The sequence below is a fragment of the Rathayibacter sp. AY1E8 genome (genome assembly GCF_002931415.1).
Lineage (GTDB): Bacteria > Actinomycetota > Actinomycetes > Actinomycetales > Microbacteriaceae > Rathayibacter.
Window position 1 is genome coordinate 1 of record NZ_PSVI01000024.1, and the last position, 25357, is coordinate 25357.

The window sequence follows — 25357 nt, forward strand, 5'->3', positions numbered from 1 at the left end:
AACAGGACCACGATGCGCAGACTCCGCGCCGCAAGCCTCCTCGCCGTCGTTGCACTCGGAGCCGCCACCGCCGCTCCGATCGCCTCGGCCGCCCCTCCCGTCGAGAAGGACACGCCATGCCAGCAATCGTCATCACCGGCGCCCAGTGGGGCGACGAGGGCAAGGGACGCGCCACCGACCTCCTCGGCAGCCGCGTCGACTACGTCGTGAAGTTCAACGGGGGCAACAACGCCGGGCACACCGTCGTCGTGGGCGACGAGAAGTACGCCCTGCACCTGCTCCCCTCCGGCATCCTCACCCCGGGCGTCGTCCCGGTCATCGCGAACGGCGTCGTCGTCGACATCGAGGTGCTGTTCCACGAGCTCGAGGCGCTGAGCGCGCGCGGGGTCGACGTGTCGAAGCTGCTCGTCAGCGCCAACGCGCACGTCATCACCAGCTACCACCGCACCCTCGACAAGGTGACGGAGCGCTTCCTCGGCAAGCGCCAGATCGGCACCACCGGCCGCGGCATCGGCCCGGCGTACGCCGACAAGATCAACCGCGTCGGCATCCGCATCCAGGACCTCTTCGACGAGAACATCCTCCGCCAGAAGGTCGAGGGCGCCCTCGACCAGAAGAACCACCTGCTGGTGAAGGTCTACAACCGCCGCGCGATCCTGGTCGAGCAGGTGCTGGAGGATCTGCTGCAGTACACCGAGCGCCTGCGCCCGATGGTCGCCGACACGTCGCTCGTCCTCTCGCAGGCGCTCGACGCCGGCAAAACGGTGCTGTTCGAGGCCGGCCAGGCCACGATGCTCGACGTCGACCACGGCACCTACCCGTTCGTCACCTCCTCCAACGCGACCTCGGGAGGAGCGGCCACCGGCTCCGGAGTCGCGCCGAACCGCATCGACCGCGTCATCGCGGTCATCAAGGCGTACACGACCCGTGTCGGCGCCGGCCCGTTCCCGACCGAGCTCTTCGACGAGTGGGGCGAGTACCTCCGCCGGCAGGGCTTCGAGTTCGGCACCACGACCGGCCGCCCGCGCCGCTGCGGCTGGTACGACGCCCCGATCGCCCGCTACTCGGCGCGGATCAACGGGGTCACCGACTTCGTCCTCACCAAGCTCGACGTGCTCTCGGGCCTCGAGACCATCCCCGTCTGCGTCGCCTACGACGTCGACGGCGTGCGCCACGACGAGGTCCCGGTCTCGCAGAGCGACTTCCACCACGCGAAGCCGATCTACGAGGAGTTCCCCGGCTGGCAGGAGGACATCTCCGGCTGCCGCGAGTTCTCGGACCTGCCGCGGACCGCGCAGGACTACGTGCGCGCGCTCGAGGCGATGAGCGGCGCCCGGTTCTCGGCGATCGGCGTCGGCCCGGAGCGCGAGCAGGTCGTCGTGCTGCACGACCTGCTCGACTAGAAGCGGCGAGGAGCCGGGCCGGGCAGCCCTCTCGGAGGCGGCCCACGTGTTCACAACCGAGGAAGAACATCGGGGACCTCGCGGAGTGACGCGGATCCCGGGCCCTCTCGACGAATCCTGCCTCCGGTGTGGACACGACCGCCGCCGAGCGCGCCGGATAATCGGCGCATGCAGATCTACGCCGACCTCCCGGCCGTCCGCGCGCGGCAGATCTTGGCCGACGCCCTCGCTCTCGGCGTGGCCGTCGTGGCGATCGCCGCGGGGATCGCGGTCGGCTCGCTGATCGCCGGCCTGGCCGAGATCGGCCGGCGGCTCGAGAGCGCCGGCAGCGGCTTCGGCTCGACCATGAGCGACGCCGGGACCACCCTCGGCGGCATCCCCCTGCTCGGCGACGCCGTGCGCGCGCCGTTCGACGAGGCGAGCGGGGCCGGCTCCGTGCTGGCCGCCGCCGGACGCGACCAGCAGCAGCTCGCGAGCGCCCTGGCCGTGGTCGCCGGGCTCGCCGTCGGGGGCCTCCCGCTCCTGCTCCTGGCCGTGCTCTGGCTCCGGCCCCGGCTCCGCTTCGCCCGCCGGACCGCCGAGCTGCGCGCCCTCGGCTCGACCGGCGGCGGAACCGAGCTGCTGGCCCTGCGCGCGCTCACCCAGGCGTCCCCCCGCGACATCCTCGCCGCGCACCCGGAGGCCGCCGCGGGCTGGAGGACCGGCGACCCCGCCGTCACCGCCGCGCTGGCGGCCCTCGCCCTCCGCCGGGCGGGACTCCGGCCCCGCTGACCCCGCAGGACCATCGCGGGTCCGCCGGAGGGATGACGCCGCGAGCCACTGCGGACGACGCCGGCGACACGGGTGCCTCCGTAGCGTCGAGGACATGCAGAACCAGACCTCCTCCGTCGTGGCGCGCGTCGAGGGCGTGCGCAAGCTCTACGGCAGCACGCCGCCCGTCGTCGCCCTCGACGACGTCACGCTCTCGATCGAGCGGGGCGAGTTCACCGCGGTGATGGGCCCCAGCGGATCCGGCAAGTCGACGCTCATGCACGTCCTCGCCGGCCTCGACACCGCCTCCTCCGGCCGCGTGTTCCTCGGGGACGCCGAGATCACCTCGATGAGCGACGCCGAGCTGACCGTGCTCCGCCGCCGCAGCGTCGGCTTCGTCTTCCAGGCCTTCAACCTCGTCCCCACGCTCGACGTGCGCGGAAACATCCGCCTCCCGTTCGAGCTCGACGGCCGCTCCGTGACCGGCGACGAGGAGCAGTGGATCGCCCGGCTGATCGAGTCCCTCGGGCTCCGCGAGCGCCTCACGCACCGGCCCCACGAGCTCTCGGGCGGGCAGCAGCAGCGCGTGGCGATCGCCCGCGCCCTCGCCACCCGGCCGCAGCTGATCTTCGCCGACGAGCCCACCGGCAACCTGGACTCGCGCACCGGCCGCGAGGTCCTCAGCCTGCTCCGGGCCTCCACCCGCGAGTACGGCCAGTCGATCGCGATGGTCACCCACGACCCGATCGCGGCGGCCTACGCCGACCGCATCGTCTTCCTCCGCGACGGGGCCGTGGTCGACGACCGCCGCGGGATGAGCGCCGAGGAGATCTCGCGCGCGATGCTCACGATGGAGGGCGCGGCGTGAGCGGCGTGCGCACGGGCTCGAGCCAGGGCGGGGGCGCCATCGTCACCGTCGCCGCACTCGCCGCGGCGTTCGGCGCCGTGCTCGTGCAGGTCATCGCCGACATGGTCGCGGCCTTCGCGGCAGCGGGGATCGACGGCATCGGCCAGGTCGCCCTCATGCTCGGGATGGTCGGCGCCGTCTTCTTCGGCATCGCGGTGTTCGTGGGCGGGATCGTCACGGCCAACGCGGTCTCGACCGTCATCGCCGGGCGCACCCGCGAGATCGCCCTGCTGCGCCTGCTCGGCGCCTCCGGCCGGTCGCTGCGCAGCGGGATCGTCCGCACGGGCCTCCTGCAGGGGCTCCTCGGAGCGGCGATCGGCCTGGTCGCCGGCGTCGCTCTCGTGGCGCTCGCCGCGGAGCTCGCCATCCGGAGCGGCACCCTGCCCCGCTTCGACTACCCGCTCGTCTCGCCCGGCCTCGTGCTGCCGCTGATCGCCGTGGTCGCCTCGACGGTCATCGCCTCGTGGTCCGGATCGCGCCGCGTGCTCGCGGTCGCGCCGTCGCAGGCCGCCGGATCGTCCGCCGAGCCCCGCTACGAGGAGCTGCGCGGCCGCACCGCCCGCAACGTCACGGCGATCGTCTTCGTCGTGGTCGGCGCACTGCTGCTCGCCGCCGGCGTCGTCCTCGGGCTCGCCAACCCCGGCGGCGTCCTCCTCGGGCTGGTCGGAGGCATGGCGTCCTTCACCGGCGTGATCCTCGGGGCGCCCGTCCTGCTCCCTCCGCTCACGGCCCTCGTGGGCCGCGCCTTCGGCCGGGGCCCCGTCGCCCGACTGGCGTCCGCCAACGCCGTCCGCAATCCGGCGCGCAGCGCCCGCGCCGTCATCGGACTGGTCATCGGAGTGTCGCTGGTCACGATGTTCGCGGTCGCCGCCGCCACCTTCGGCACGATCATGGAGCGCTCGGGTGAGACGAATCCCGAGGTGATCGCGGCGTTCGAGCAGTTCATCCAGGTGAGCACCGCGGTGATGAGCGTCCTGCTCGGCTTCTCGGTCGTCCTGGCCGCCGTCGGCATGGTCAACACGCTGTCGCTCAGCGTGCTGCAGCGCCGGCGCGAGCTGGGCCTGCTCCGCGCGCTCGGCTTCACCGGCTCGCAGGTGCGGTCGATGGTGGTGCTCGAGGCGGCGCAGATGATCATCGCTGCCGCGGTGCTCGGCATCGTGCTCGGCGTCGTCTACGGCTGGTGCGGCGCGATCTCGGTGTTCGGCTCGCTGCCGGGCATCGGACTGATCCCGCCGACCGTCCCGGTGCCGATCCTGGTGGCGGTGCTCGTGGTGGGCGTCGTGATCACGGTCGTCTCGGCCGTGCTGCCCGCCCGCCGCGCCACGAAGGTGTCGCCGGTCGCCGCTCTCGCGGTGGCCTGAAGGCCGGCGCCGCGCCGACCCCGCGGCCTGAGGATCGGCGCCCCCACCGCGGAGGGCCCGGTGGCCGGAGGGCCGGCGCCGCGCAGAACCCGCAGCCGGGGGGGCCGGCGCCCTCACACCACCGAGAACCCCGCGGCGAGGGGCTCCCGCCCGCTCAGCGCGAGCAGGAGCTCCTCGCCGCGTCCGGCTCGAGCGGCCAGCCCACCGGTCAGCGCGCAGCACGCCTCGACGGCCTCGGCGGGCAGCACGTGCGGGATCCCGGTGGCCCGCGAGAGGTCGAGCGTGTGCACGACCAGCTCGAGCAGCCGGGTCCGGAGGTACTCGTCCAGCTCGATCGCGTGGCCGCCCACGGCGACGAGGCGGCCGGGACGCTGAGCGGCGACCAGCTCGACCGCGCGGCCCGCCGCCTCCGCCAGCGCCTGAGCCGGCCTGTCGCCGAGCAGCAGCCCCGCCTCGACCCCGCGCCGCGCCACCGCCGCGGGGTCGGCGACGTTCCCGGCCAGCGCGGCGTAGTAGTCGAGCGCGTCCTCGATGGTCGGCTCGGGCGGCTCCGGAGCGAGGAGGTACGCCTCGACCGTCAGCACCGCCCGCGACGCGTGGCCCGCGAGGCCGCGGACGTCCCAGACGCCGAGCCCCGGCTGCTCCCACTGATCGTCCCGCACCTGCGCGAGCAGGCCGACGAGGGCGGCGGCGGCGGACTCGAACAGCGCGGCGGTGCTCATGGAGCCATGCTGGCACGGTGCCCCACACTGATCGCATGAGCAGCCCCCGCCGCCCCGGTCCCGTCACGCTCGTCGGCCGCTCGATCGTCCTCGAGCCGCTCGCCGTCGAGCACGTCGAGCCGCTCGGGCGGGCGATCGGACGTCCGGAGGTGTTCGCCGGCGGCTACGGAGGAGGACCGTCCGGCCTCCCCGGCACCCCGGAGGAGTTCCGCGCCTTCGTCGACCGCTACTACCCCTGGGGCACGGGCCTGCCGTTCGCCGTGCTGCAGGAGGGGCGCGTCGTCGGCACGACCTCGCTGGCTGACTTCGACGAGACGCGCGAGGCGGCCCACCTCGGCTGGACGGCCTACGCGCCCGAGACGTGGGGCACCGTCGTGAACCCGGAGGCGAAGCGGCTGGTGCTCGGACTCGCCTTCGACAGCGGCTACGAGCGGGTGAAGCTCCAGGCGGATGCGGTGAACGCGCGCTCGCGGGCCGCGATCCTCCGCCTCGGCGCCGCGTTCGAGGGGGTGCTCCGCCACGACCAGCGGCGGGCCGACGGCTCGTGGCGCGACACGGCCGTCCACTCGATCCTCGCGGCCGAGTGGCCGGCCGTCCGCGACGCGCTCGACCGCCGGATCGACGCGGCGCTAGCGCTCCCTCCCTCGACCGCGCAACCGCTGACCGGGCGGCCGCCCGAGGAGTAGGAAGGAGGCATGGAACGCATCCACTACGCCGGCAGCTCCGTGCTGACGGGTACCGCCATCGCGCGGTCGCTGCTGGCCTACGCGGAGGCGCTGGCGCTCACCAAGGGGTCGATCACGGTCGACATCCCGATCCGCCAGGAGTCCGGCCGGCCCGGACGGGCGGCGCTGCTGATCGGACCGGCGAGCCAGCTGTTCTCGGAGTCCGAGGACGACGGAGCCGAGGAGCTGCTCGACGAGGAGCTCGTCGAGCGCTTCACCCGCGAGACGGCCCGTCTGGGCGTCTCGCACCCCGTGGCCGAGGAGGACGGCGGCGCCGGGCCGCTCTCCGCTGTCGACACCGAGATCCCGCAGTTCCACGGCGAGGACGACTCCTGGTGAGCATCCGGGGCGCCGGTAGGATCGACACTCACGACTCCGCCCGACCCTTCGCGGACGGGCGACTTCCCGAACGGAGAACCGCCTGATGGGGCGACTGATCTACGACTCGACCCTCGAGGCCGACTTCGACGACCGTCTGCTGGCGCACCTGCAGATCGTGATCGGCTCGAAGCTCGCGCGCAACGAGTCCTTCTACTTCTCGTGGAAGGACTCGCAGGCGGTCGGCGACGGACGCACCTCGATCTGGCTGCACCCCGCCATCCCGCTGCGCTTCAAGTACCACGGCGGCCGTGCCCCGAACATCAACCCGGACTGGATCCGCCAGCTGCTCGCCGATTCGCACACGGCGCACGGGCTGCGGATCAGCGAGGAGCCCCACGGGACCGCCCGTCAGAGCGAGGAGAGCATGCTGTGAAGCGCGTCGAGATCATCTACGGCGGAGCGCCGTTCAGCCTGAGCGAGACGTCGGCCGCGGAGGTGCGCGAGAGCATCGACCGCGCCCTGGACGGCTCCGCGTCGCGCTGGATCACGGTGAACCAGGGCGAGGGCGAGCCCCGCGAGACCTCGATCCTGATCACGCCGGGAGTGGCGTTCTCGGTCGCCGACGTCGCGCACTGAGGTCGACGCCGCGGTCACGGTGATCGCCGCCGGCCCGGGCCGGGGCGCTCGCACCGCCGGCCCGCCTCGGAACGACTGCCGATCTCAGCGCACCCGCCCCGCTCAGCCCGCCAGCACGCGCGGGAACTCCCCCGGGATCTCGCTCGCGAGGTACCCGGCCGGGCCGATCCGTGCGGAGAGGCGCGTGTCCGCCTCCGTGTGCAGGAACGCGCCCCACGCGGCCGCGCCCATCGGATCGACGCCGCGCCCGCGCAGGCCCGCCGTCGCTCCGGCGAGCACGTCGCCGCTGCCCGCGGTGGCCAGCCCGGGGTGCTCGCCCTCGATCCGCACCGCGTCGCCGTCCGGCGAGGCGATGGTGTTGAACAGGCTCACCACCGCGCCGTAGCGCTCGGCGACCGCGAGGGCGGCCCGCTCGACGTCGTCGACCTCCTCGCCGAGGAGCCGGGACGCCTCCTCCGAGTTCGGGGTCAGCAGGAGCCGGCCCGCGAGCCTCCGCGCGAGACGGCGCTGCCCGGGCAGGACCCCGAGCGGGAAGGCGTCGAGGTGCACAGCCGGCACGTCGTCGAGGAGCGGAGCGAGGGCACGGAGGGTCGCGGCGGTCGCGCGCGGGTCGTCCAGGCCGGGTCCGATCAGGGCGACGTCGGCGGAGGAGAGCTCGCCGGCCAGGACGTCGAGCCCGCGGCCCGAGACGGAGCCGGTGCGCGTCTCCGCGAGCGGGACCACTCCGCACTCCGGCAGCGCGACCGCGGTGGCCGACGCGACCGACTCGGCGACGCAGAGCGTGATGCGACCCGCGCCGGTCCGCAGCGCGGCGATCCCCGCGAGGATCGCGGCGCCGGGCGTCTTGCGGGCGCCGCCGACGACGACCACGTCGCCGCGGGAGTGCTTCGAGCCTCCGGGCTCCGGGAGGGGCCAGCGCTGCTCGAGCAGGGCGCGGGAGACGAGGTCACTCATGAGGGTCTCCTTCTCCGTCCGCGCGGTTGTCGTGCCGGGTGACGGGGGCGCCGGAGCGCTCGAGGTGGGACGTGCGGTTGAAGAGCTCGAGGCGCCACGCGTCGCCGTCGCGGACGAGACGGGTGACGGAGCCGTTGGCGACGGGCGTCGAAGCGCCGATGTCGAGCAGCTCGTGCTCGGAGAGGCCCTCGAGGACGTAGCGGAGGACGAGGACGACCGCGTCGTGGCAGAAGAGGATCGCCGGCCCGGGAGGCGCGGCGACGGCGAGGTGGTCGACGAAGGCGCGGACGCGGAGCGCGAGGTCCGTCCAGGCCTCGCCTCCCGGCGGCCGGTAGTAGAACTTGCCGAGCCACTCGCGCCGCGCCGCCTCCTCGGGCATCCGGGCCCGCACGCCGGCGGAGGTGAGGCGGTCGGTGACGCCGAGGTCGCGGTCGCGCAGGCGCTCGTCGGGGCGCAGCCGCAGGTCGATGCCGGCCTCGCCGAGGGCGAGGCGGGCGGTCGCGGAGGCGCGGCGGTAGGGCGACGTCCAGGCGGAGGCGGGCCACGCCTCCTCGGCCAGCCAGCGGCCGAGCGCGCGCGCCTGCTCCTCGCCGGCGGGGGAGAGCTCGACGTCGGGGTCGCGGCGGTCGACGGCGATCTCGTGCGCCCCCGAGGCCTCGGCGGCGCTCGCCGCGATGTTGGCGAGGCTCTCGCCGTGACGGACGAGGAGGAGCTCGGTCGGGCCGGTGAAGGAGGCGGGCATGACTCCACGCTCCGCCTCGCGGGCCGGAGGCGCCAGGGGGTTCCGCCGCGGCGACGCGGGTTGCTACGGAGTCGTCAGGGGTTCCGCCGTCGTCAGGGCGCCTCTCCGTCGGCGCGCTCCTCCGCCGAGACCGCCGTGACGACCGCGGTGAGCGTCTCGGGGTCGCTCAGGATGCGGAAGTGCCCGCCGGTCTCGATCCGGACGTTGACCGCGCCCTCGAGCATGCTGCCCTCGGGGATGTGCGGATCGAAGAGGCCGAACACGGACGTGATCCGCGCGTTCGCTCCGGAGCGGCTCGACAGCAGCAGGGTCGTGGCGTCGCGCGGCGAGAAGGCGCGCAGGCTCCGGAGGACCAGGTAGGGCGCGTAGCGGGAGCCGCCGAACGGGGTCGCCACGGCGACCATCCGGTCGACCCGGCCGTCCGGGTCGAGCTCGGTCATCACGTACTTGCCGATCAGTCCGCCCTTGCTGTGGGCGACGATCACCACGTCGCGGAGCCCGTGCTCGGCGAGGTAGGCGGCCACGTCCTCGGCCGTCCGGGCGACCGGGCGGCCGTTGCGGCCGAGGCTCGTCAGTACGTGGAGAGGGTGTCCGCGCTCGTGCAGCGGATCGATGATCGGGCGGAGGAAGGACCAGGTCTCCCAGATCCCCGGCAGGACCACGACGGGCCGCCGGTCGCCGTCGAGGTAGTCGTCCGGGGCACGGCGCGAGAGGACGCCGCGCACCTGCCAGGCGACGGCGTAGGCGTAGTCGCGGATCCACCAGACGGCGTCGCGGACCAGGCGCCGGAGCCGGCTCATGCGGCCGGCTCCGACCGGAGGGGGAGCGGGGCGGCGGGCCTCTCGCCGAGCGCGGCGGCGAAGCGGAGGATCTCGCGGGCGAGCGCTCCGGGCTCGGTGCGGGGGACGACGTGGCGCGAGCCGGCGAACTCGACGAGCCGCCCCTCGCGCGCGTGGGCCGTGAGCCGCTCGCACCAGTCACGGGTGGCGATCGGATCGTCGCGGCCGCGGGCGACGAGGACCGGCACCTCCAGCCGGGCGACGCGCTCCTGGACCGGATGCCGCAGCATCTCGGGCAGCTGGCGCAGGTACCAGCGCAGGCCGCCGCGCAGGTAGTCGGCCAGCAGGATCGCGTCGACGCCCACCGGCTCGCCGAGGCAGTCCCGCAGCAGCGCGAGCCCCTGGCGGACCGCTCCGGGCCGCTGCGGATCCACCACCGGCCCGATGAGCACCGCGCCGTCGACGAGGCCGGGCGCGCGCAGCCCCAGCTCGACCGCCACCTGAGACCCCATCGAGTGCCCGACGACGACCGCGCGCGAGACGCCCAGTCCGCGGAGGACCTGCTCGACCTGCCGCGCGTGGTCCTCGAGGCCGACCCTCCGCCGCGGTCGCCCGTTCGCGCCGAAGCCGGCGAGGTCGACGCCGATCACCCGGCCGTGCCGCTTCAGGCGGGCGGCGAGCGGCGAGAAGGTGTGGTGCGACATCCCGATCCCGTGGATCAGGACGAACACCGCGCCCGCCCCGGCCGGACCGGTGTCGACCGTCCGCAGCGTGACGCCCTCGACCTCGTGTCGCACGGGGAGGACGCGGCGGGGCGGTGTCGGCAGCATCGTCCCAGGCTAGGGATCGTCGGCCGGCCGCGCGGGGGGATGCGCCCGCTCCCGCCGTGGTCTAGGCCGCGTCCGCCCTGGGGAGGAGCGTTCACCCCGCCGGCGGCCGGCGGTCCCCGCCGAGCGTCCCGTCGTCCCCGCTGTCAAGCGGCTCCTCCGCGGCGGCGCCCCTGCCTAGCCTCGGAGGAGGGGGCCGGCGTGCGCCGCTCCCGGAGGGATGACGCCATGCGGATCGCGATCGTCGGGGCGACCGGCAACCTGGGGACGGCCCTGCTGCGGCGCCTGCACGGCGAGGCCGGGGTGGAGGAGATCGTGGGCATCGCCCGCCGGGCCCCTCGGCTCCGCTCGGAGGAGTACCGCGACGTGCGCTGGGTCGAGATCGACCTCGCGTCGAGCGTCGCCCCACGGCGGCTCCGCGAGGCCTTCGCCGGCGTCGACGCCGTCGTCCACCTCGCCTGGGCGCTGCAGCCCAGCCACGACGAGCCGTTCCAGCGGCTGGTCGACGTCGGAGGCACTGCGGCCGTGCTCGAGGCGGTCGCCGCCGCGGGAGTCGGCCAGGTCGCCGTCGCCTCGTCAGTGGGCGCCTACAGCGCCGCGCCGAAGTCGATCCGGGTGACCGAGGACTGGCCCACGGGCGGCCTGCACACCTCGACCTACAGCCGCCACAAGGCCGCGAACGAGCGGCAGCTCGACGCCTTCGAGGAGCGGCACCCCGAGATCGTCGTCACACGCCTGCGCCCGGGGCTCGTCTTCCAGCGCGGAGCGGCGACCGAGATCGCCGGGCTCTTCGCCGGACCCCACTACCCGACGCGGTGGCTGAAGGCGGTCCGGATCCCGGTCCTTCCGCTGCCGAGGAGCATCGTCTTCCAGGGCGTGCACGCCGACGACGTGGCCGACGCCTTCTGGCGCGCGCTCGACCGGCGCGCCGGCGGGGCCTTCAACATCGCGGCCGAGCCGGTCCTCACTCCGGAGCGGCTGGCGCACGCCTTCGGCGCCCGCCTGGTCACGGTGCCGTTCGGGCTGCTCCGCTCCGTCGTCACGGCGACCTGGCACCTGCGCCTGCAGCGCACCGACGCGGGCTGGCTCGACATCGCGGGCAACGTCCCGGTCATGTCGACCGAGCGCGCCCGCGCCGAGCTCGGCTGGGCGCCGACCCGCACGGCGGAGGAGGCGCTCGCCGAGCTCGTGGCCGGCCTGGCCGACCGCTCGACCGTCCCGGGCTCGCCCCCGCTCCGGGGATGATCCGGCCGGTCGTCGATCGGAGGCGAGCCCTCGCGGTCAGTCGGCGACGCGGATGAGCACCTTTCCCGTCGCGCCCTGCTCGACCGCGTCGTGGGCGGCCGCGGTCTCCTCGAGCGGGAACCAGGTCAGCGGGAGGCCCGCCTCCTCGCCCACCGGGAGCGCGCCGTCGGCGAGCGCCGCGGTGATGTCCTCGGCCGCGGCCTGCAGCGCCTCCTAGCCCACCGTGTAGAGCAGCAGGCCCTGCCACCGGGCGTTCTTCGCGAAGCTCGCGACGATCGGCACGGTGAACTCGTCGCCGTTGTTGTTCGCGTAGTACCCGATGCTGCCGTGGTTGGCGAGCACCTCGACGTCGAGCGCGGCGTTCTGAGCCGGTGCGACCTCGACCACGTGCTGGACGCCCTCGGGGGCGAGCCCGCGGATCCGATCGGCGAGCGCGTCGTCCGGGTACTGCAGCACGTGCTGCGCGCCGGCCGCACGGGCGAGCCGCTCCTTGGAGTCGCTGCTCACCGTCGCGATGACGGTCGCCCCGGCCCAGACCGCGAGCTGGATCGCGGCGTGCCCGACGGCTCCGGCGCCGCCCTGGACCAGGACGGTGCGGCCGGCGAGGGCGCCGGGCGCGAGACGGGAGGGGCCGTGCTCGTGCACGGTGAGGGCGCGGTGGGCGGTCATCGCGGGGACGCCGAGGCTCGCGGCGACGTCGATGCCGACGCCCTCGGGCAGGCGCACGACGTGCTCGGCGGCGAGCACCGCCGACTCCTGCGCGGTGCCGGTGGGGCGGCGGTGCGCGGAGAGGTACATCCAGACCCGGTCGCCGACGGCCAGGCCCTCGACGCCCTCGCCCAGCGCCTCGACGACACCGGCGCCGTCCTGGTTCGGCACGACCTCGTCGAACGCGAGGTCGCCGTCGGCGCGCGCCTTCCAGTCGGTCGGATTCACGCCCGACGCCAGGACGCGGACGCGGACCTCGCCGGCGCCCGGCGCCCGCTCCTCCCGGTCGACGAGGGAGAGGACGGAGGAGTCACCGGTGCGGGAGTAGACGATCGATCGCATACGGAGGGCAAGGAGCGCGGGCGGCGGTGTATTCCCGGCGGCACGACGAAGGGCGGCGGGCCCGGAGGCCCACCGCCCTGTCAGCGCCGACGGATCAGTGCTGCACGTCCTCCTGGACGGCGTGCTTGGCCTCGCGGGCCGAGTCCTTCACGTCGTCGGTGGCGGAGGTGCCCGCCTCCTTGACGTTCTGCGCGGCGTCGGTCGCGGTCTCCTTGACGGAGGCGAAGGCCTGCTGCGCGGGCTCGCGGAGCTCGCTCGCCGCCTCCTTGGCCGCGTCGGTCACCTTGTCGACGACCGGCTGGGCCTGCTCCTTGACGCGGCTCGCCGCCTCCTTCTCCTTGCTGGAGGCGGGGATGAGCGAGGCGACGAGGAGTCCGGCGCCGAGGGCGATCAGCCCCACGGCGAACGGGTTGCCCTCGGCCTTGGCCTTCGCCGAGCCCGCACCGCTCGAGAGCGAGTCGGAGGCGTCGTGCGCCGAGCCCATCACCCGGTCGCGGACGGAGCCCACGGCCGACTTGACCTTGTCGGTCTGACGCTGCGCGATGGCGGACGGGCTGACCTTCTCGGCCAGCGCGTCGACGTCTCCGCCGAGCTCGAGGCGCGTGCGCTCGATGTCCGCCCGGATCTCCTCGGGTGTCTTGTTCTGTCCTGCGTCGTACGTCATCGTCCTGCCCCGTTCGGCTTGAGGGTGTCGGGAATCTTCTTGAGGGAGTCGACCGTCTCGGGAGCGCCGTCGACCTGCTTCAGGCTCTTGCGGCCCACCGCGTAGAGGATCGCGGCCACGATCGCCCAGATGACGGCCACGACCACTCCGGACCAGCCGTTGCCGATCAGAGTGCCCAGGCCCCACCAGAGGGCGATCGAGAGGAAGAGCACGGCCATCAGCGCGGCGTACCCCGCCCCGCCGAGGAGGCCCGCTCCCTTGCCCGCCTTGCCGGCGGACTCCTTGAGCTCGGCCTTGGCGAGGGCCATCTCCTGGCGGATCAGGGTGGAGAGGTCGCGCGAGACCTCGCCGAGCAGATCGCCCAGCGACGTCGACCCGGCCCGCTGGTCGGGCGTCTCCGTCGAGCGGTGGACGCCCGTCGGGTCGGTCACAGCCGGCCGCCGTTCGGGAAGCCGCCGTCGAGCGGGTCGGCGACGGGCTCGGTCGGCGCGTAGTCGCGCTCGAGGGAGCTCGATCCGACGGTGCCGTAGGCGGACGCGACGGGCGCGTCGTACGCGGAGGCGTCGGAGTACGCGGTGGTCGAGGCGGGGGCGTCGAACTCGGGCCCGTCGGTGCGGGTGCTCGTCGCCTCCTTCTCGTCCTTCGCCTCGGCGGTCAGGGCTCGGATGAGGCGCCCGCCGACGAGTCCCGTCGCCGCGGCGATGAGGATGAAGGCACCCGGGCGGCGGCGGGCGAACGCGCGGACGTCGTCGAGGAGCTCGGACGGGTCGCGGTTCTCGAGCCACGAGGCCACACCCTGCACGCGGGTGGCCGCCTGGGAGACGAGCTTCGCCGCGGCGTTGTCGCTGCCGCCCTCGCCGTTGGCCAGCGCGGTCAGGTCGTCGCTGAAGGCGCGGGCGCCCTTGGCGGCGTTCTCCTTCTGGGCGTGGGCCTGCTCGGTGAGCTGGGTGCGGCTCTGGTCGTAGAGGTCCTTGACCTGGACCTTGGCCTCCTGGACCACGTTGGCGGCCTCGTCCTTGCCGGTCGAGAGCACTTCGCTCGCGGCCTGCTTGGCGTCGCCGGCGACGGCGCCGGCCTGGTCCTTGGCGGTGCCCGCGGCGGCGCTCGCCTTCTCCTTCGCGGAGTCGGCCGTGCTGCCCGAGGAGGAGCCGGAGGAGGTGTCCGTGGAGGCGACGTGCGCCCCGCTGTCGATGGGGGTCTCGGTCGCGCCGAAGTTCGCGGCGCCGTCTCCGAACGGAGGTGAAGCGGGATCGATGTTCGACATCGTCTGTCCCTTCCAGGATCGAGTGGGGAATGAATGCGTGCCGGCGTCGCCAGTCTGTTCGGGCCCTCGAGTACCGGGAAGGGCATAGCGGCTGACCCCCCGATGGGGCTACCATCCCGCGCCCACGAGGGCGGGGCCCGAGAGCCCGTGGATCGACTGCTCCGCCACCGCGTCAAGCCCCTTCTGACCCGCGAACAGGGCTCCCTACCGTCGAGAGGACAGACATCGGACGTCCGCACCCGGATCCGCCCGGCTACCCCGGAAAGGCAACCAGTCATGTTCTTCCACCGTCAGGAACTCCAATTCACGTCCACGCCCTCGAAGCCCGACGCGGTCTTCGCCCGCCGCTTCCAGGAGGTGCTCGGCGGCCAGTACGGCGAGATCACCGTGGCGATGCAGTACGGCTTCCAGGCCTGGAACGCCCACGACCCGGGCAAGTACCGGGACCTGCTCTTCGGCATCGGCGCCGAGGAGTTCGGCCACGTCGAGATGATCGCCGTGATGATCGCCCAGCTGCTCGAGAAGGCCCCGGTCGAGCAGTCCGAGGACGCGATGAAGAAGGACCCCGTGCTCGCGGCGGTCATCGGCGGCTCCGACGTGCAGCACGCCATCGTGGCCGGCGCCGGCGCGCGCCCCGTCGACAGCATGGGCAACCCGTGGCAGGGCTCCTACATCACCGCCAGCGGCAACCTGCTGGCCGACTTCACCGCCAACGCGAACGCGGAGATGCAGGGTCGGCTCCAGGTCGCCCGGCTCTACCACATGACCGACGACCACGGCGTGCGCGACCTCCTGTCGTTCCTCCTGGCCCGCGACACCATGCACCAGAACCAGTGGATCGCGGCGGCCGCCGAGCTGCGCGCGGAGGGCCGGGAGGACCTGCCCGTGCCCTCGAACTTCCCGATCTCGAAGGAGGAGCGCTCCGTGTCGTACGAGTACATCAACTTCTCGGACGGAGCAGCGGCCTCCGAGGGCAGCTGGGCCTCGGGCCCGACCCCGGACGGCAAGGGAGAGTTCAGCTACCGCGTCGCGGAGCCCGGCGGCAACGTCCCGATGCCCCCGCCCACCCAGCCGGACGAGCGCCTCTACGGCACCGACCCGAAGCCGAACATCGTCGAGAAGGCAGTGGGGGCCGTCAAGGACGCGGTGACGGGCAAGTGAGCGCCGCAAGGGTCCTCGGGGCGCTCGGCGCCTCCGCCCTGACGATCGGCCTGCTGGCCGGCTGCACCGGCGACGCCCAGACGCCGTACCAGTCGGGGAGCGCGGTGCCCACCAGCGCCGACGACGGATCGTCGCAGACGCCCACTAACGCGCCCTCGCAGTCCGCTCCGTCCGAGTCCGCCACCCCGGCGACCTGATCCCGCGCCCTCGGCCGGCCGGCCCCGGTCGAGGGCGCGAATCATCGCAGTCCAGCGGGCACCCGGGCAAGCCCCTTCCCGCTCCCAGGAAGCGGGCAGTTCCCGGTCCTACGGTCGTGCCAACGATCAGCGAAGGAGGCACCACCATGGGGCTCGATGACAAGATCAAGAACGCCGCTCAGGACATCGCCGGCAAAGCGAAGGAAGCCCTGGGCGACCACAAGAACGACGACAGCCTGAAGGCCGAAGGCCAGAAGGACCAGGCCGCGGCCTCGGCCAAGAAGGCCGGCGAGGACGTCAAGGACGTCTTCAAGTAGGTCTCGGCAATACCGCGAAGGCGGCGCTCCCCTCGGGGGGCGCCGCCTTCGCTGTTCCCCGGCTAGGGGTGCAGGACGACCTTGATGCAGCCGTCCTCCTTCTTCTGGAAGGTCTCGTAGAGGGCCGGAGCGTCCTCGAGCGGCGCCCGGTGGGTCACGAGGTCCATCACGCCGAGCGGATCGGAGGAGTCCTCCACCAGCGGCAGCAGGTCGTCGATCCAGCGCTTCACGTTGCACTGGCCCATCCGCACCGTCACCTGCTTGTCGAACATCGACTTCAGCGGCATCGGGTCGGCCTCTCCGCCGTAGACCCCGCTCAGCGAGACGGTGCCGCCGCGGCGGACCAGGTCGAGGGACGCGTGGACCGCGGCGAGGCGGTCGACGCCGACCGTGTCCATCGCCTTGCGGGCGATCGGGTCGGGCAGGAGCCCCGCCATCGACTGAGCGAACGAGCCGACCGGCGAGCCGTGCGCCTCCATGCCGACCGCGTCGACGACGGAGTCGGGGCCGCGCCCGTCCGTGAGGTCGCGCAGCTGCGCGGCGATGTCGTCGGACAGGTCGAACGTCTCCACGCCGTACCGCTCGGCCATCGCGCGCCGCTCGGCGACGGGCTCCACGGCGAGGACGCGGTAGCCGCGGTGGGCGCCGATCCGCGCCGCGAACTGGCCGACCGGGCCGAGTCCGAAGACGACCAGGGTCCCTCCGTCGGGCACCTGCGCGTACTCCACGCCCTGCCACGCGGTGGGCACGATGTCGCTGAGGAAGAGGTAGCGCTCGTCCGGCAGGTCCGTGCCGACGACGATCGTGTTGTAGTCGGCCAGCGGCACGCGGAGCAGCTCGGCCTGCCCTCCGGGGACCTGGCCGTACATCTTCGTGTAGCCGAAGAGCGCCGCCCCCGAGCCGTACTCGGTGACCTGCGTCGTCTCGCACTGCGACTGCAGCCCTCGGCGGCACATGAAGCACTCGCCGCAGGCGATGTTGAAGGGCACGACGACGCGGTCGCCGGGCTTCAGGGTGGTGACTCCGGAGCCCACCTCCTCGACGACGCCCATGGGCTCGTGGCCGAGCACGTCCCCGCGGTCGATGTAGGGCCCGAGGAGGCGGTAGAGGTGCAGGTCGGAGCCGCAGATCGCGGTCGAGGTGATCCGGACGATCGCGTCGGTCGGCTGCTGGATGCGGGGGTCGGGGACGGTCTCGACCGAGACCTTCTCGATGCCCTGCCAGGTGAGTGCTCGCATGCTCGTGTCCGTTCTCCGGCTCGCGCCGGTCGGGGTCGGTGTCCCTCCACCGCACACCCGGAGGGCGCCGAGGGGGAGGGGCTTGACGCTCCCCGGAGCGTTCCCGAGGGGGATTCTCGGGAGAACGCACGGACGTGCATCCCGCGTTCACCCGACTCACGGCGGCCGAGTGGTGGGATGGGGGGATGGATGCTCTCTACACCGCCATCGCCCACGCCTCCGGTGGAGGACGCGACGGCCACGTCCGCACCGAGGACGACCGTCTCGACCTCGACACCCGCGCCCCGCAGGAGCTCGGCGGCTCCGGCGAGGGGACCAACCCCGAGCAGCTGTTCGCGGCCGGCTACTCCGCCTGCTTCCTCAGCGCCCTGCACGGAGCCGGTCGCCAGCTGAAGATCGACACGACCGACGCGGCCGTCTCGGCCAGCGTCTCGATCGGGAAGAACGACTCCGACGGCTTCGGCCTCTCGGTCGAGCTCGACGTCTACGTGCCGAAGGCGAGCTCCGAGGACGCGCAGAAGGTCGCCGACGCGGCGCATCAGCTCTGCCCGTACTCCAACGCCACCCGCGGCAACATCCCCGTGCAGATCAACCTGGTCGACTGACCGGGCCCTCTCGACGGCCCCTCCCGGACTCCGGGCAGGGGCCGTCGTCGTGTCCGGGGGCGGTCCGTTAGGGTCGGGGCATGACCGAGGAGCTGTCGCACGAGGAGCCGTCGCACGAGGAGTCCCTGGCGCGGGCCGAGCTCGTGCAGATCCGTCAGAGCATCGACAACATCGACGCGGCGCTGATCCACCTGCTCGCCGAGCGCTTCAAGTTCACGCAGAAGGTCGGCCGGCTGAAGGCCGCGCACGGGCTGCCCGCCGCGGACCTCGAGCGCGAGGCCCGCCAGATCGCGCGGCTGCGGGCGCTCGCCGAGGAGTCGCACCTCGACCCGGCGTTCGCCGAGAAGTTCCTCGGGTTCATCGTCGCCGAGGTCATCCACCACCACCAGCGCATCGCCGACGGCGCCGAGGACTGAGGCTCAGCCCTCGATCCGCAGCAGCCCCGCCGTGCGCTCGCGCAGCACGCCGAGCAGCAGCGGGTAGTCGGGGAAGAGCTGGTCGCGCCGCAGCGTCGGCACCCGCAGCCCGAGGGGGACCTCCGTGATGCGGCCGTTCGTCTCGGTGAGGGTCAGGCGGAGGCTCCGGCTCCCCGTCGGGCTCGAGGCGACGACCGAGCGCAGAGCCTCGAGCGGGAAGATCAGCCCGTCGATCTGGATGGCCGACTCCGACACCACGATCGAGCCCGGCAGCCCGGGCCGCAGCGCCAGCCGCGCGGCGACCAGCCCGAGCGGGAGGGAGAGCGCCACGACGACCGCCCCCAGCGCGATCTGCGCGCGGTCGCCCGACGGGGATCCCGCGAGGGCGACGGCCAGGACGCCGGCGGCGAACGCCTCCGTGGCGACGACGACCAGGGCGACCGCCCGGCGCTGGAGCGGAGCGCGGTGCGGCCGGAAGCGGACGGCCGAGGCGGGCCCGGCCAGAGCGGGCGGCAGGGCGTCGCGGACGCGGGCGGCGGCGCCGAGGTCGGCGAGCAGGGCGGCGAGGTCCTCCGGGCGGAAGTGGCCGCAGCGGACCTCGACTCCGTCTCCGCGGCACCAGGCGACGAAGCCGTCGCCGTCGGCGGACTCGAGGAAGCGGACCGACCGGCGGGGCCACTGCTCGCGGCGGCGGCGGCCGCGCATCAGCACGACCTGCGTCTCGGTCGTCATCACGCGGGTGGGGGAGACGACGAAGAGCGAGACCGCCGAGGCCAGTCCGATGACGACGGTGAGGGCGAGGAGCCCGAGCGCGAGCACCGACTCGTCGAGGACCCCGCGGCGGTCCGCGAGGACGGCGAACGGGATGAGCACGGCCGCGAGGCCGGCGCCGAGGAGCCGCAGGAGGAGGGCGCGGAGGCGCCGCAGGACCGATGGGCCGTACACCCGTCGCGTCCGGATCGCCATCGGTTCCGACTCCATCGCGTCAGGCTAGCCCCGGCCGGGGCCGGTCGCCCGGAGAGGCGCGGCGGTGGCGCGATCCTCGCGCCACCCGTCCCCGGTTCGGGGGAGGAGTGGCGCGAGGCGCGGCCTACGCCTCCGCGGTGCGGTGCAGGGCGCGGACCGAGACGACCCGGCGGCGGGCGATCGCGGCGACGGTGAGCAGCAGGCCAAACAGCAGCCAGATCACCAGGCCGACGACGGCGCCGGCCGTGCCGTCGGTGCCCTCGACCACTCCGGACAGCGCGTTCTGCGCCGCCGAGAGCGGCAGGAACCCGAGCACGTCGTCGAACAGCCCGGGGACCGTCGAGATGATGCCCGCGCCGAGCGCGATCACCGCCGCGACCATCGCGAGGAAGCGGCCGATCCCTCCGAGCAGGGCGACCAGCCCCTGGTTCACCGCGGCGAACGAGGCGCCGGTGAGCATCGCCAGGAGGGCGAAGCCGACCCAGCGGCCCGGCTCCAGGCCCGCGACCCCGCTCATCACGATCGCGACCGCGAGTCCCTGCACCACGCCGATCACGAGCGCCGGCACGTAGGAGGAGAGGGCGAGCGCGGCGGAGGAGCGCGTCGAGGAGAGTGCACGGTGCGAGAACGCCGCGAGCACCAGGAACGTCGCGAGGGCGCCGAGCCAGAGGGCGATCGTCGCGAAGAACGGGACGCTGGAGGCTCCGAACAGGTCGGTCGCGCTGCTCGCGTTCTCGACCGGGTCCGAGACGACGTCGGCGAGGTTCGTCGACTCCGACTCGGTGTAGGTCGGGAGCTGCGCGACCGCGGCGTCGAGGCCGGTCGCGAGCGTGCGGGTGCCGTCGGCGAGCTTTACGGCGCCGTCCGAGACCCCGCTCGCGCCGTCGGCGAGCTGGTCGGCTCCGTCGGCGGCGGAGGAGGCTCCCGTGGCGAGGTCGGCGGCGCCGCCCGCGGCGGTGGTCGCGCCAGTCGCGAGGTCGCGGGCGCCGGCCGCGGCGGCGGTGGCGCCGGTCGCGAGCTGCGCCGACCCGGCCGCCGTGGTGTCGAGGCCGTCGGCGAGCTGGGACGCTCCGCCCGCGGCGTCGTCCGCGCCGTCGGCGAGCTGCGTCAGGCCGCCGGACAGCTGTCCGATGCCTCCCGAGAGAGTGCGGGCGCCGGTGGCGGACTGCCCGACCGCGTCGATCAGCGAGGGCTGCCCGTCGCCGCCGAGGCGGATGCCCGCGTCGATCCCGGCGACGGCTCCCGCGGTCGTCGTGGCGAGGGTGGTCGCGCCGGTGGGTCCGTCGGCCGAGGCGATGACGGCGCGCGCGGCGAGGCACTGCGTCGTCTCGCAGCCCTCGAGCGCCGCGCTGAGCGCCTCGAAGGTCCCCGCGGTGGCGGCGGCGGCGCCGGCGCTGAGGGCGGCGACCTGCTGGGTCCCGTCGCCGGTCCTCACCACTCCCTCCCTCAGCTGGTCGAGCCCGTCGGCCAGGTCGGAGGCGCCGCCCTGCAGCGCGGTCGCCCCGGTCGCCGAGTCGCGGGCGCCCGTCGCGAGCTGTCCCACTCCGCCGGAGAGGCCGCGCGCACCGGTGGCCAGCTGCGCGACTCCGCCGGAGAGGTCGGAGGCCCCGGTGCCCAGCTGCCCCACGCCGTCGGCGAGGGACGAGGCTCCGGTGCCGATCTGCCCGACGCCGTCCGAGAGCGAGGAGGCGCCGGTGGCCAGCTCGTCGATCCCGTCGGCGAGGCTGCTCGTGCCGTCGGCGAGGGTGGAGGCGCCGGTGCCGAGCTGGTCGGCGCCGTCGGCGAGCGTGCCCGCGCCCTCGGCCGCCTGGCCGATCTGCTCGTTGAGGGTGTTGAAGCCGACGTAGACGTTCTCGAGGTAGGCCGTGGTCAGCTGCGTGTTGAGCAGCGAGGTGGCGGTGCTGGTCACCGTGGCCGAGATGGCGTCGTCGACGAGTTTGGCCTTCTCGCTGGTGGCGATGTCGATGGTCGCCTTCGTCGCCTCCGCGGCGTCGCCCGAGTACGAGGTGGCGGCGGCGGAGAAGGAGGAGGGGATCGTCACGACGGTCGCGTAGCTGCCGTCGGCGAGGCCCTTCGCGGCGTCGTCCTTGTCCGTGAGGACCCAGGTGAAGTTGCCCGTCGAGTCCGAGCCGGAGACGTTGGGCACCGGGGTCGTGCTCGCGGACGGCGTCGCGCTCGCCGAGGGGGTGGAGGAGGGGGCGTCCGAGCTCGCGGAGTCGGTGCCGCCCGTCACCAGGCCGGCCGCGAGCTGGCGCCCGAGCGGCACGGTCTGCCCGTTGATCTCGACCGGGGTGTCCTCGTTGACCACGGCGGCCGTGATCGTGTCGAGGCGCTCGGTCGGGTTCCACAGCGCCCACACCAGGAGGCCGCCGATGACGAGGGGGACCAGGACGATCCCGAGAAGGGTCAGCCAGGACACCTTCTTGACGCCGCGGGGGCGTTCGAGGGAGAGGAGAGCCATCTGTCAGAGGACCTTTGCGATCGCGCGGCGCTCGGCCGCGGGCGAGACCGCGAGCACGCCGCGGTCGGAGGGGAGGAGGTCGTCGAGCGCCTCGGCGTCGACGGAGGAGGCGACCACGGTGAACGCGTCGTCGGCGGCGCGGGCGGCGTCGAGCTCGGCCCGGATCGCGCCGCGCAGCTGCGGGTCGGTGACCGTGTCGAGGTCGTCGAGCACCAGGATCGGCGGAGCCGACTCCAGGGCCGACCGGACGTCGGCGACGGGGTCGGCGGCTCCGGCGAGGCGCACCAGCCCGACCCGGCCGCGCACGGCGGCGGAGCGGATCGGCACGACCAGGCCCGCGACCTTCAGGCGCCCGGAGTCGGGGGCGAGCCGACCGGCGATGCTCAGCAGCAGCGCGGTGCGGCCGGAGCGGTGCGGCCCGTGGACCACGAGAGAGGAGCCGGGCGCGACCCGCAGCGAGACGCCGCTGTAGACGGGACCGTCGGGTCCGTCGAGGCGGAGGTCCTCGGCCGCTATCACGTCCGTGGATCCGGGCTCCGGCCAGTCGGCCAGCGCGAGCTCCTTCGTGAGGCCCTCGCCCTCGACGTCGAAGGACGGCAGGACGCGGTCGAGCCAGCGCGGCATGTGCCAGGCGCGGTCGCCGAGCAGGTGCAGCACGGCGGGCACCAGCGTCATCCGCACGATGAACGCGTCGACGAAGACGCCCACGGCGAGCCCGAGCGCGATCGGCTTGATGTTGGTGTCCCCCTCCGGCACGAAGGCGGCGAAGACCGAGAACATGATGACCGCGGCGGCCGTGACCACCTTGGCCGAGCCGACGAAGCCCGACTCGACAGCGGCGCGCGCCGGCCTCCCGTGCACGTAGTCCTCGCGCATCCGCGAGACCAGGAACACCTCGTAGTCCATCGCGAGGCCGAAGAGCACGCCCATCAGGATGATCGGCATGAAGCTGATGATCGGGCCCGTCTTGTCGACGTGCAGAGCGTCCGAGAACCATCCCCATTCGAACACCGCCGCCACGGCGCCGAAGGACGCACCGACCGACAGCAGGTAGCCCAGCGTCGCCTTGATCGGCACCCAGAGCGAGCGGAACACCATCGTCAGCAGCACCAGCGACAGGCCCACGACGAGCAGGCCGAACGGCAGCAGGGCCTTGGCGAGAGTGTCCGAGATGTCGATCCCGACCGCGGTCTGGCCGGTCACTGCGAGGTCGACGCCGTACTCCTGCTGGAAGTAGTCGTGCTTGTCGCGGATCTCGGCGACCAGCGCCTTGGTGGCCTCGGAGTCGGGGCCGCCCTCGGGGATCACCTGGATGATGCCGGTGTCGGCGGTCTCGTTGGGCGTCGCGAGCGGCACCGAGGCGACTCCGTCGAGCTTCTCGATCTCGCCCTTGAGGTCGTCCATCAGGCCGAGCGGATCGGTCGAGCCGATGATCGTGCCGGTGACGATGAGCGGGCCGTTGTAGCCGGCGCCGAAGTTCTCGGCGAGCAGGTCGTAGGTGGTGCGCGCGGGAGTGCCCTCGGCCTGGTAGCCGGCGTCCGGCAGAGCGAGGCGGAGGCTGAGCGCCGGGATGCTCGCGACGCCGAGCACGCCGATCACCGCGATGATCGTCACGATCGGGAAGCGCGTGACGACCCGGACCCAGCCGCGGAAGAACCCGCGCGGGACCTCGGCGTGCACGTGGCCGCCGGGGGAGGCGGTCGCCGCCTCCTCGTGCGCCTCGGTGTCGACGTGGGTGCCCGCGGCGGCGGCGGCCTTCGCGGCCTTCTTCTTCGCGCGGCGCTCCTTCGGGCGCAGCCGCGCGCCGGCGAAGCCGAGGAGGGCGGGGGTCAGGGTGAGCGCGATGACCACGGCGATCGCGACTCCGCCCGCCGCTGCGACGCCCATCGTGGTGAGGAACGGGATGCCCGCGACCGAGAGGCCGACGAGCGCGATGATCACGGTCAGGCCCGCGAAGACGACGGCGGAGCCCGCGGTCGCGGTCGCCCGCGCGGTCGACTCCTCCGGGTCCATGCCCTGCTTCAGCTGGTCCTGGTGGCGGCTGATGATGAAGAGGGCGTAGTCGATCCCGACCGCCAGGCCCAGCATCAGCGCGAGGAGCGGGGTGGTCGAGGAGATCGAGGCGAAGCGGGTGGCGATGAAGATGGCCGACATCGAGAGGGCGACGCCGAGCAGTGCGGTGACCAGCGGCATGCCGGCGGCCAGGAACGAGCCGAAGGTGAGCACGAGGACGACGAGGGCGACCACGAGGCCGATCGCCTCCGTGATGGTCACGCCGGGGAGGTTCTGGGCGAAGAGGTCGCCGCCGAGCGAGACCACGGAGCCGGCGGGCAGCGCGTCCTGGAGGGTCGTCGCCTCGGCCTTCAGCGCGTCGCGGCTCTCGGGGCTCGTGATGGTGGCGGAGCCGTCCATCTGGGCGGTGATGACGAGGGCGTTCCCGGCGTCGGAGATCGTGCCGGACACGCTGTCGGAGTAGGGGTCCGTGACGGCCGCGACCTCGTCGACGTCGCCGAGCGCGGCGACCGCGTCGCTGACGGGGCCCTTCACGTCGGCGTCCTGGACGCTGCCCCCGTCGGGCGCGACGACCACGTACCGCGCGGACGTGCCGCTGACCTGGGGGAAGGTGCGCTCGAGCTGGTCGAGGGCGGTCTGCGACTGCGTGCCCGGGATGGAGAACGTGTTGTCGGTGCCCTGGTTGAGCAGCAGCGCTCCTCCTCCGCCCGCCACCACGATCAGCAGCCACAGGACGGCGACGAGGCGGTGGGCGCGGTACACGCGACGACCGAGACGGTAGAGCAGCGACGACACGCGGTCTCCTGACGATGGGTGGGGAGGGTGGCGATACGTCTCTGTACCAGGGCGGAGCCGGGCTCCGATACACGAGCGTATCCGATACAGGACCGTATTCGATACGTGAATGTATCGGATAAGGTGAACGGCGTCGAAGGTGTTGACAGGGCGGGCAGGAGGCTGGTGATGACGGCGATCGACTCCACCCCTCCCGAGACCTCCCGCCGCGGCCGCACCCGCGAGCGCCTGCTCGACGCGGCCTACGACGTCTTCGCCGAGACCGGCGTGCACAGCGCGTCCGTCGAGCAGATCTGCGAGCGCGCCGGGTTCTCGCGCGGCGCCTTCTACTCCAACTTCTCCACCAAGGAGGAGCTGTTCTTCGCGCTCATGGAGCGGGAGAACGGCGCCCGGGTGACCGCCCTCGTCGAGCAGATGGACCGCACGATCCCGCGCGTCGTCTCGGCCGACGAGCCGCTGACGGCCGAGACGCTGGCCGTGGTCATCCTCGACTTCCTCCAGGGTCCTGCCACCGACAACCGCCGCTGGTGCGTGGTCGAGTCGGAGTTCGAGCTGCTCGCGCTCCGCGACCCCCGGATCGCTCCGCAGTACCGCGACTTCCGCGCCGGCTTCGACGCCTCGCTCGTGCAGATCGTGCACGGGGCGCTGCGCCAGGTGCGCCGCGAGTTCTCCCTCGAGCCGACGACGGCTGTGCGCCTGCTGGTGGCGGGCTACGACGACGCGGTCAAGCAGTCGATCCTCGAGGACGAGTCGGAGCCCGCGTCGCTAGAGCGCCTGCGGGCGACGCTGACGGCGATCGTCCTCGCGATCTCGGCCGCCGACGCCTGAGCCGGGCCGG

The 25357-nt window shown here is 73.6% G+C and carries 27 protein-coding genes and 1 pseudogene; 15 read left to right on the forward strand and 13 right to left on the reverse strand.

Going from position 1 to position 25357, the window contains the following annotated elements; all coding sequences use genetic code 11:
- Positions 1-116: 116 nt before the first annotated feature.
- From C5C74_RS08855 to C5C74_RS08870, 4 genes are all read left to right on the forward strand, one after another.
- Complete coding sequence (locus C5C74_RS08855) at positions 117-1403, forward strand: adenylosuccinate synthase (protein ID WP_104351366.1); 1287 nt, start codon at positions 117-119, stop codon at positions 1401-1403.
- A 168-nt stretch (positions 1404-1571) separates the two neighbouring features.
- Positions 1572-2174: a hypothetical protein gene (locus C5C74_RS08860; RefSeq protein WP_104225708.1), complete on the forward strand. Its 603-nt coding sequence runs from the start codon at positions 1572-1574 to the stop codon at positions 2172-2174.
- Positions 2175-2268: 94 nt separating this feature from the next.
- The gene (locus C5C74_RS08865; protein WP_104222781.1) at positions 2269-3021 is read left to right on the forward strand and encodes an ABC transporter ATP-binding protein; all 753 of its coding nucleotides are present in this window, start codon (positions 2269-2271) and stop codon (positions 3019-3021) included.
- Complete coding sequence (locus C5C74_RS08870) at positions 3018-4421, forward strand: FtsX-like permease family protein (protein WP_258064134.1); 1404 nt, start codon at positions 3018-3020, stop codon at positions 4419-4421. The genes C5C74_RS08865 and C5C74_RS08870 overlap by 4 nt, the downstream gene beginning before the upstream one ends.
- Before the next feature lie 113 nt (positions 4422-4534).
- Here the strand turns inward: C5C74_RS08870 and C5C74_RS08875 are convergent, their stop codons facing one another.
- Positions 4535-5143 carry a maleylpyruvate isomerase N-terminal domain-containing protein gene (locus tag C5C74_RS08875; protein ID WP_104351367.1) on the reverse strand — a complete coding sequence of 203 codons (609 nt, stop codon included), beginning with the start codon at positions 5141-5143 and terminating at the stop codon, positions 4535-4537.
- A 35-nt stretch (positions 5144-5178) separates the two neighbouring features.
- Here C5C74_RS08875 and C5C74_RS08880 point away from each other — a divergent pair, with 35 nt between their 5' ends.
- The 4 genes from C5C74_RS08880 (at position 5179) to C5C74_RS08895 (ending at position 6825) form a co-directional block, all read left to right on the forward strand.
- Entirely contained in the window at positions 5179-5829 is a 651-nt protein-coding gene (locus C5C74_RS08880) for a GNAT family N-acetyltransferase (RefSeq protein ID WP_104351368.1), read from the forward strand.
- Positions 5830-5838: 9 nt separating this feature from the next.
- Positions 5839-6207, forward strand: coding sequence for a hypothetical protein (locus tag C5C74_RS08885; protein WP_104225704.1), 369 nt, complete (start codon positions 5839-5841; stop codon positions 6205-6207).
- 85 nt (positions 6208-6292) lie between these two features.
- The gene (locus C5C74_RS08890; protein WP_104222776.1) at positions 6293-6622 is read left to right on the forward strand and encodes an ATP-dependent DNA ligase; all 330 of its coding nucleotides are present in this window, start codon (positions 6293-6295) and stop codon (positions 6620-6622) included.
- Positions 6619-6825, forward strand: coding sequence for a hypothetical protein (locus tag C5C74_RS08895; protein ID WP_104222775.1), 207 nt, complete (start codon positions 6619-6621; stop codon positions 6823-6825). The genes C5C74_RS08890 and C5C74_RS08895 overlap by 4 nt, the downstream gene beginning before the upstream one ends.
- A gap of 102 nt (positions 6826-6927) precedes the next feature.
- Here the strand turns inward: C5C74_RS08895 and C5C74_RS08900 are convergent, their stop codons facing one another.
- From C5C74_RS08900 to C5C74_RS08915, 4 genes are all read right to left on the reverse strand, one after another.
- The gene (locus C5C74_RS08900) at positions 6928-7779 is read right to left on the reverse strand and encodes an NAD(P)H-hydrate dehydratase (protein WP_104273158.1); all 852 of its coding nucleotides are present in this window, start codon (positions 7777-7779) and stop codon (positions 6928-6930) included.
- Positions 7772-8521, reverse strand: coding sequence for a histidine phosphatase family protein (locus C5C74_RS08905; protein ID WP_104351369.1), 750 nt, complete (start codon positions 8519-8521; stop codon positions 7772-7774). Before C5C74_RS08905 ends, C5C74_RS08900 begins: the two co-directional genes overlap by 8 nt.
- 92 nt (positions 8522-8613) lie before the next feature.
- Positions 8614-9321, reverse strand: a complete 708-nt coding sequence (locus tag C5C74_RS08910) for a triacylglycerol lipase (RefSeq protein WP_104239324.1) — start codon at positions 9319-9321, stop codon at positions 8614-8616.
- Positions 9318-10130 carry an alpha/beta fold hydrolase gene (locus C5C74_RS08915; protein ID WP_104222771.1) on the reverse strand — a complete coding sequence of 271 codons (813 nt, stop codon included), beginning with the start codon at positions 10128-10130 and terminating at the stop codon, positions 9318-9320. The genes C5C74_RS08910 and C5C74_RS08915 overlap by 4 nt, the downstream gene beginning before the upstream one ends.
- A 225-nt stretch (positions 10131-10355) precedes the next feature.
- On the opposite strand from C5C74_RS08915, the gene C5C74_RS08920 reads away from it, so the two are divergent.
- Positions 10356-11372: an NAD-dependent epimerase/dehydratase family protein gene (locus tag C5C74_RS08920; protein WP_104222770.1), complete on the forward strand. Its 1017-nt coding sequence runs from the start codon at positions 10356-10358 to the stop codon at positions 11370-11372.
- A 36-nt stretch (positions 11373-11408) separates the two neighbouring features.
- On the opposite strand, the pseudogene C5C74_RS08925 reads toward C5C74_RS08920, so the two are convergent.
- The 4 genes and pseudogenes from C5C74_RS08925 to C5C74_RS17840 form a co-directional block, all read right to left on the reverse strand.
- Positions 11409-12422: pseudogene (locus C5C74_RS08925) on the reverse strand (NADPH:quinone reductase).
- 94 nt (positions 12423-12516) lie between these two features.
- Positions 12517-13086, reverse strand: a complete 570-nt coding sequence (locus C5C74_RS08930; RefSeq protein ID WP_104222768.1) for a DUF3618 domain-containing protein — start codon at positions 13084-13086, stop codon at positions 12517-12519.
- A complete protein-coding gene (locus tag C5C74_RS17835; RefSeq protein WP_104222767.1) occupies positions 13083-13517 on the reverse strand; it encodes a phage holin family protein in 435 nt (144 codons plus the stop codon). The genes C5C74_RS08930 and C5C74_RS17835 overlap by 4 nt, the downstream gene beginning before the upstream one ends.
- On the reverse strand, positions 13514-14350 hold the full coding sequence (locus tag C5C74_RS17840) for a hypothetical protein (RefSeq protein WP_104261171.1): 837 nt from the start codon (positions 14348-14350) through the stop codon (positions 13514-13516). Before C5C74_RS17840 ends, C5C74_RS17835 begins: the two co-directional genes overlap by 4 nt.
- A gap of 276 nt (positions 14351-14626) precedes the next feature.
- Here C5C74_RS17840 and C5C74_RS08945 point away from each other — a divergent pair, with 276 nt between their 5' ends.
- From C5C74_RS08945 to C5C74_RS08955, 3 genes are all read left to right on the forward strand, one after another.
- Positions 14627-15511, forward strand: coding sequence for a manganese catalase family protein (locus tag C5C74_RS08945; RefSeq protein ID WP_104222765.1), 885 nt, complete (start codon positions 14627-14629; stop codon positions 15509-15511).
- Positions 15508-15708: a hypothetical protein gene (locus tag C5C74_RS08950; RefSeq protein WP_104222764.1), complete on the forward strand. Its 201-nt coding sequence runs from the start codon at positions 15508-15510 to the stop codon at positions 15706-15708. The genes C5C74_RS08945 and C5C74_RS08950 overlap by 4 nt, the downstream gene beginning before the upstream one ends.
- 146 nt (positions 15709-15854) lie before the next feature.
- Positions 15855-16025 carry a CsbD family protein gene (locus C5C74_RS08955; RefSeq protein ID WP_104222763.1) on the forward strand — a complete coding sequence of 57 codons (171 nt, stop codon included), beginning with the start codon at positions 15855-15857 and terminating at the stop codon, positions 16023-16025.
- Positions 16026-16087: 62 nt separating this feature from the next.
- Here C5C74_RS08955 and C5C74_RS08960 read toward each other — a convergent pair whose 3' ends face one another.
- Positions 16088-17263 carry a zinc-dependent alcohol dehydrogenase gene (locus tag C5C74_RS08960; RefSeq protein WP_104247475.1) on the reverse strand — a complete coding sequence of 392 codons (1176 nt, stop codon included), beginning with the start codon at positions 17261-17263 and terminating at the stop codon, positions 16088-16090.
- A 185-nt stretch (positions 17264-17448) separates the two neighbouring features.
- Between C5C74_RS08960 and C5C74_RS08965 the strand changes: the two genes are divergently transcribed.
- Positions 17449-17868, forward strand: a complete 420-nt coding sequence (locus C5C74_RS08965) for an organic hydroperoxide resistance protein (RefSeq protein WP_104222761.1) — start codon at positions 17449-17451, stop codon at positions 17866-17868.
- An 80-nt stretch (positions 17869-17948) separates the two neighbouring features.
- On the forward strand, positions 17949-18284 hold the full coding sequence (locus C5C74_RS08970) for a chorismate mutase (RefSeq protein ID WP_104222760.1): 336 nt from the start codon (positions 17949-17951) through the stop codon (positions 18282-18284).
- A 3-nt stretch (positions 18285-18287) separates the two neighbouring features.
- Here C5C74_RS08970 and C5C74_RS08975 read toward each other — a convergent pair whose 3' ends face one another.
- The 3 genes from C5C74_RS08975 to C5C74_RS08985 form a co-directional block, all read right to left on the reverse strand.
- Positions 18288-19265 carry a hypothetical protein gene (locus tag C5C74_RS08975; RefSeq protein ID WP_146076942.1) on the reverse strand — a complete coding sequence of 326 codons (978 nt, stop codon included), beginning with the start codon at positions 19263-19265 and terminating at the stop codon, positions 18288-18290.
- 109 nt (positions 19266-19374) lie between these two features.
- Positions 19375-21711 (reverse strand): YhgE/Pip domain-containing protein, encoded by a 2337-nt coding sequence (locus C5C74_RS08980; protein ID WP_104338735.1) that lies wholly within the window; start codon positions 21709-21711, stop codon positions 19375-19377.
- Positions 21712-21714: 3 nt separating this feature from the next.
- Positions 21715-24519 carry an MMPL family transporter gene (locus C5C74_RS08985; RefSeq protein ID WP_104351370.1) on the reverse strand — a complete coding sequence of 935 codons (2805 nt, stop codon included), beginning with the start codon at positions 24517-24519 and terminating at the stop codon, positions 21715-21717.
- 168 nt (positions 24520-24687) lie between these two features.
- Between C5C74_RS08985 and C5C74_RS08990 the strand changes: the two genes are divergently transcribed.
- Positions 24688-25347: a TetR/AcrR family transcriptional regulator gene (locus C5C74_RS08990; RefSeq protein ID WP_104351371.1), complete on the forward strand. Its 660-nt coding sequence runs from the start codon at positions 24688-24690 to the stop codon at positions 25345-25347.
- Positions 25348-25357 lie beyond the last annotated feature (10 nt).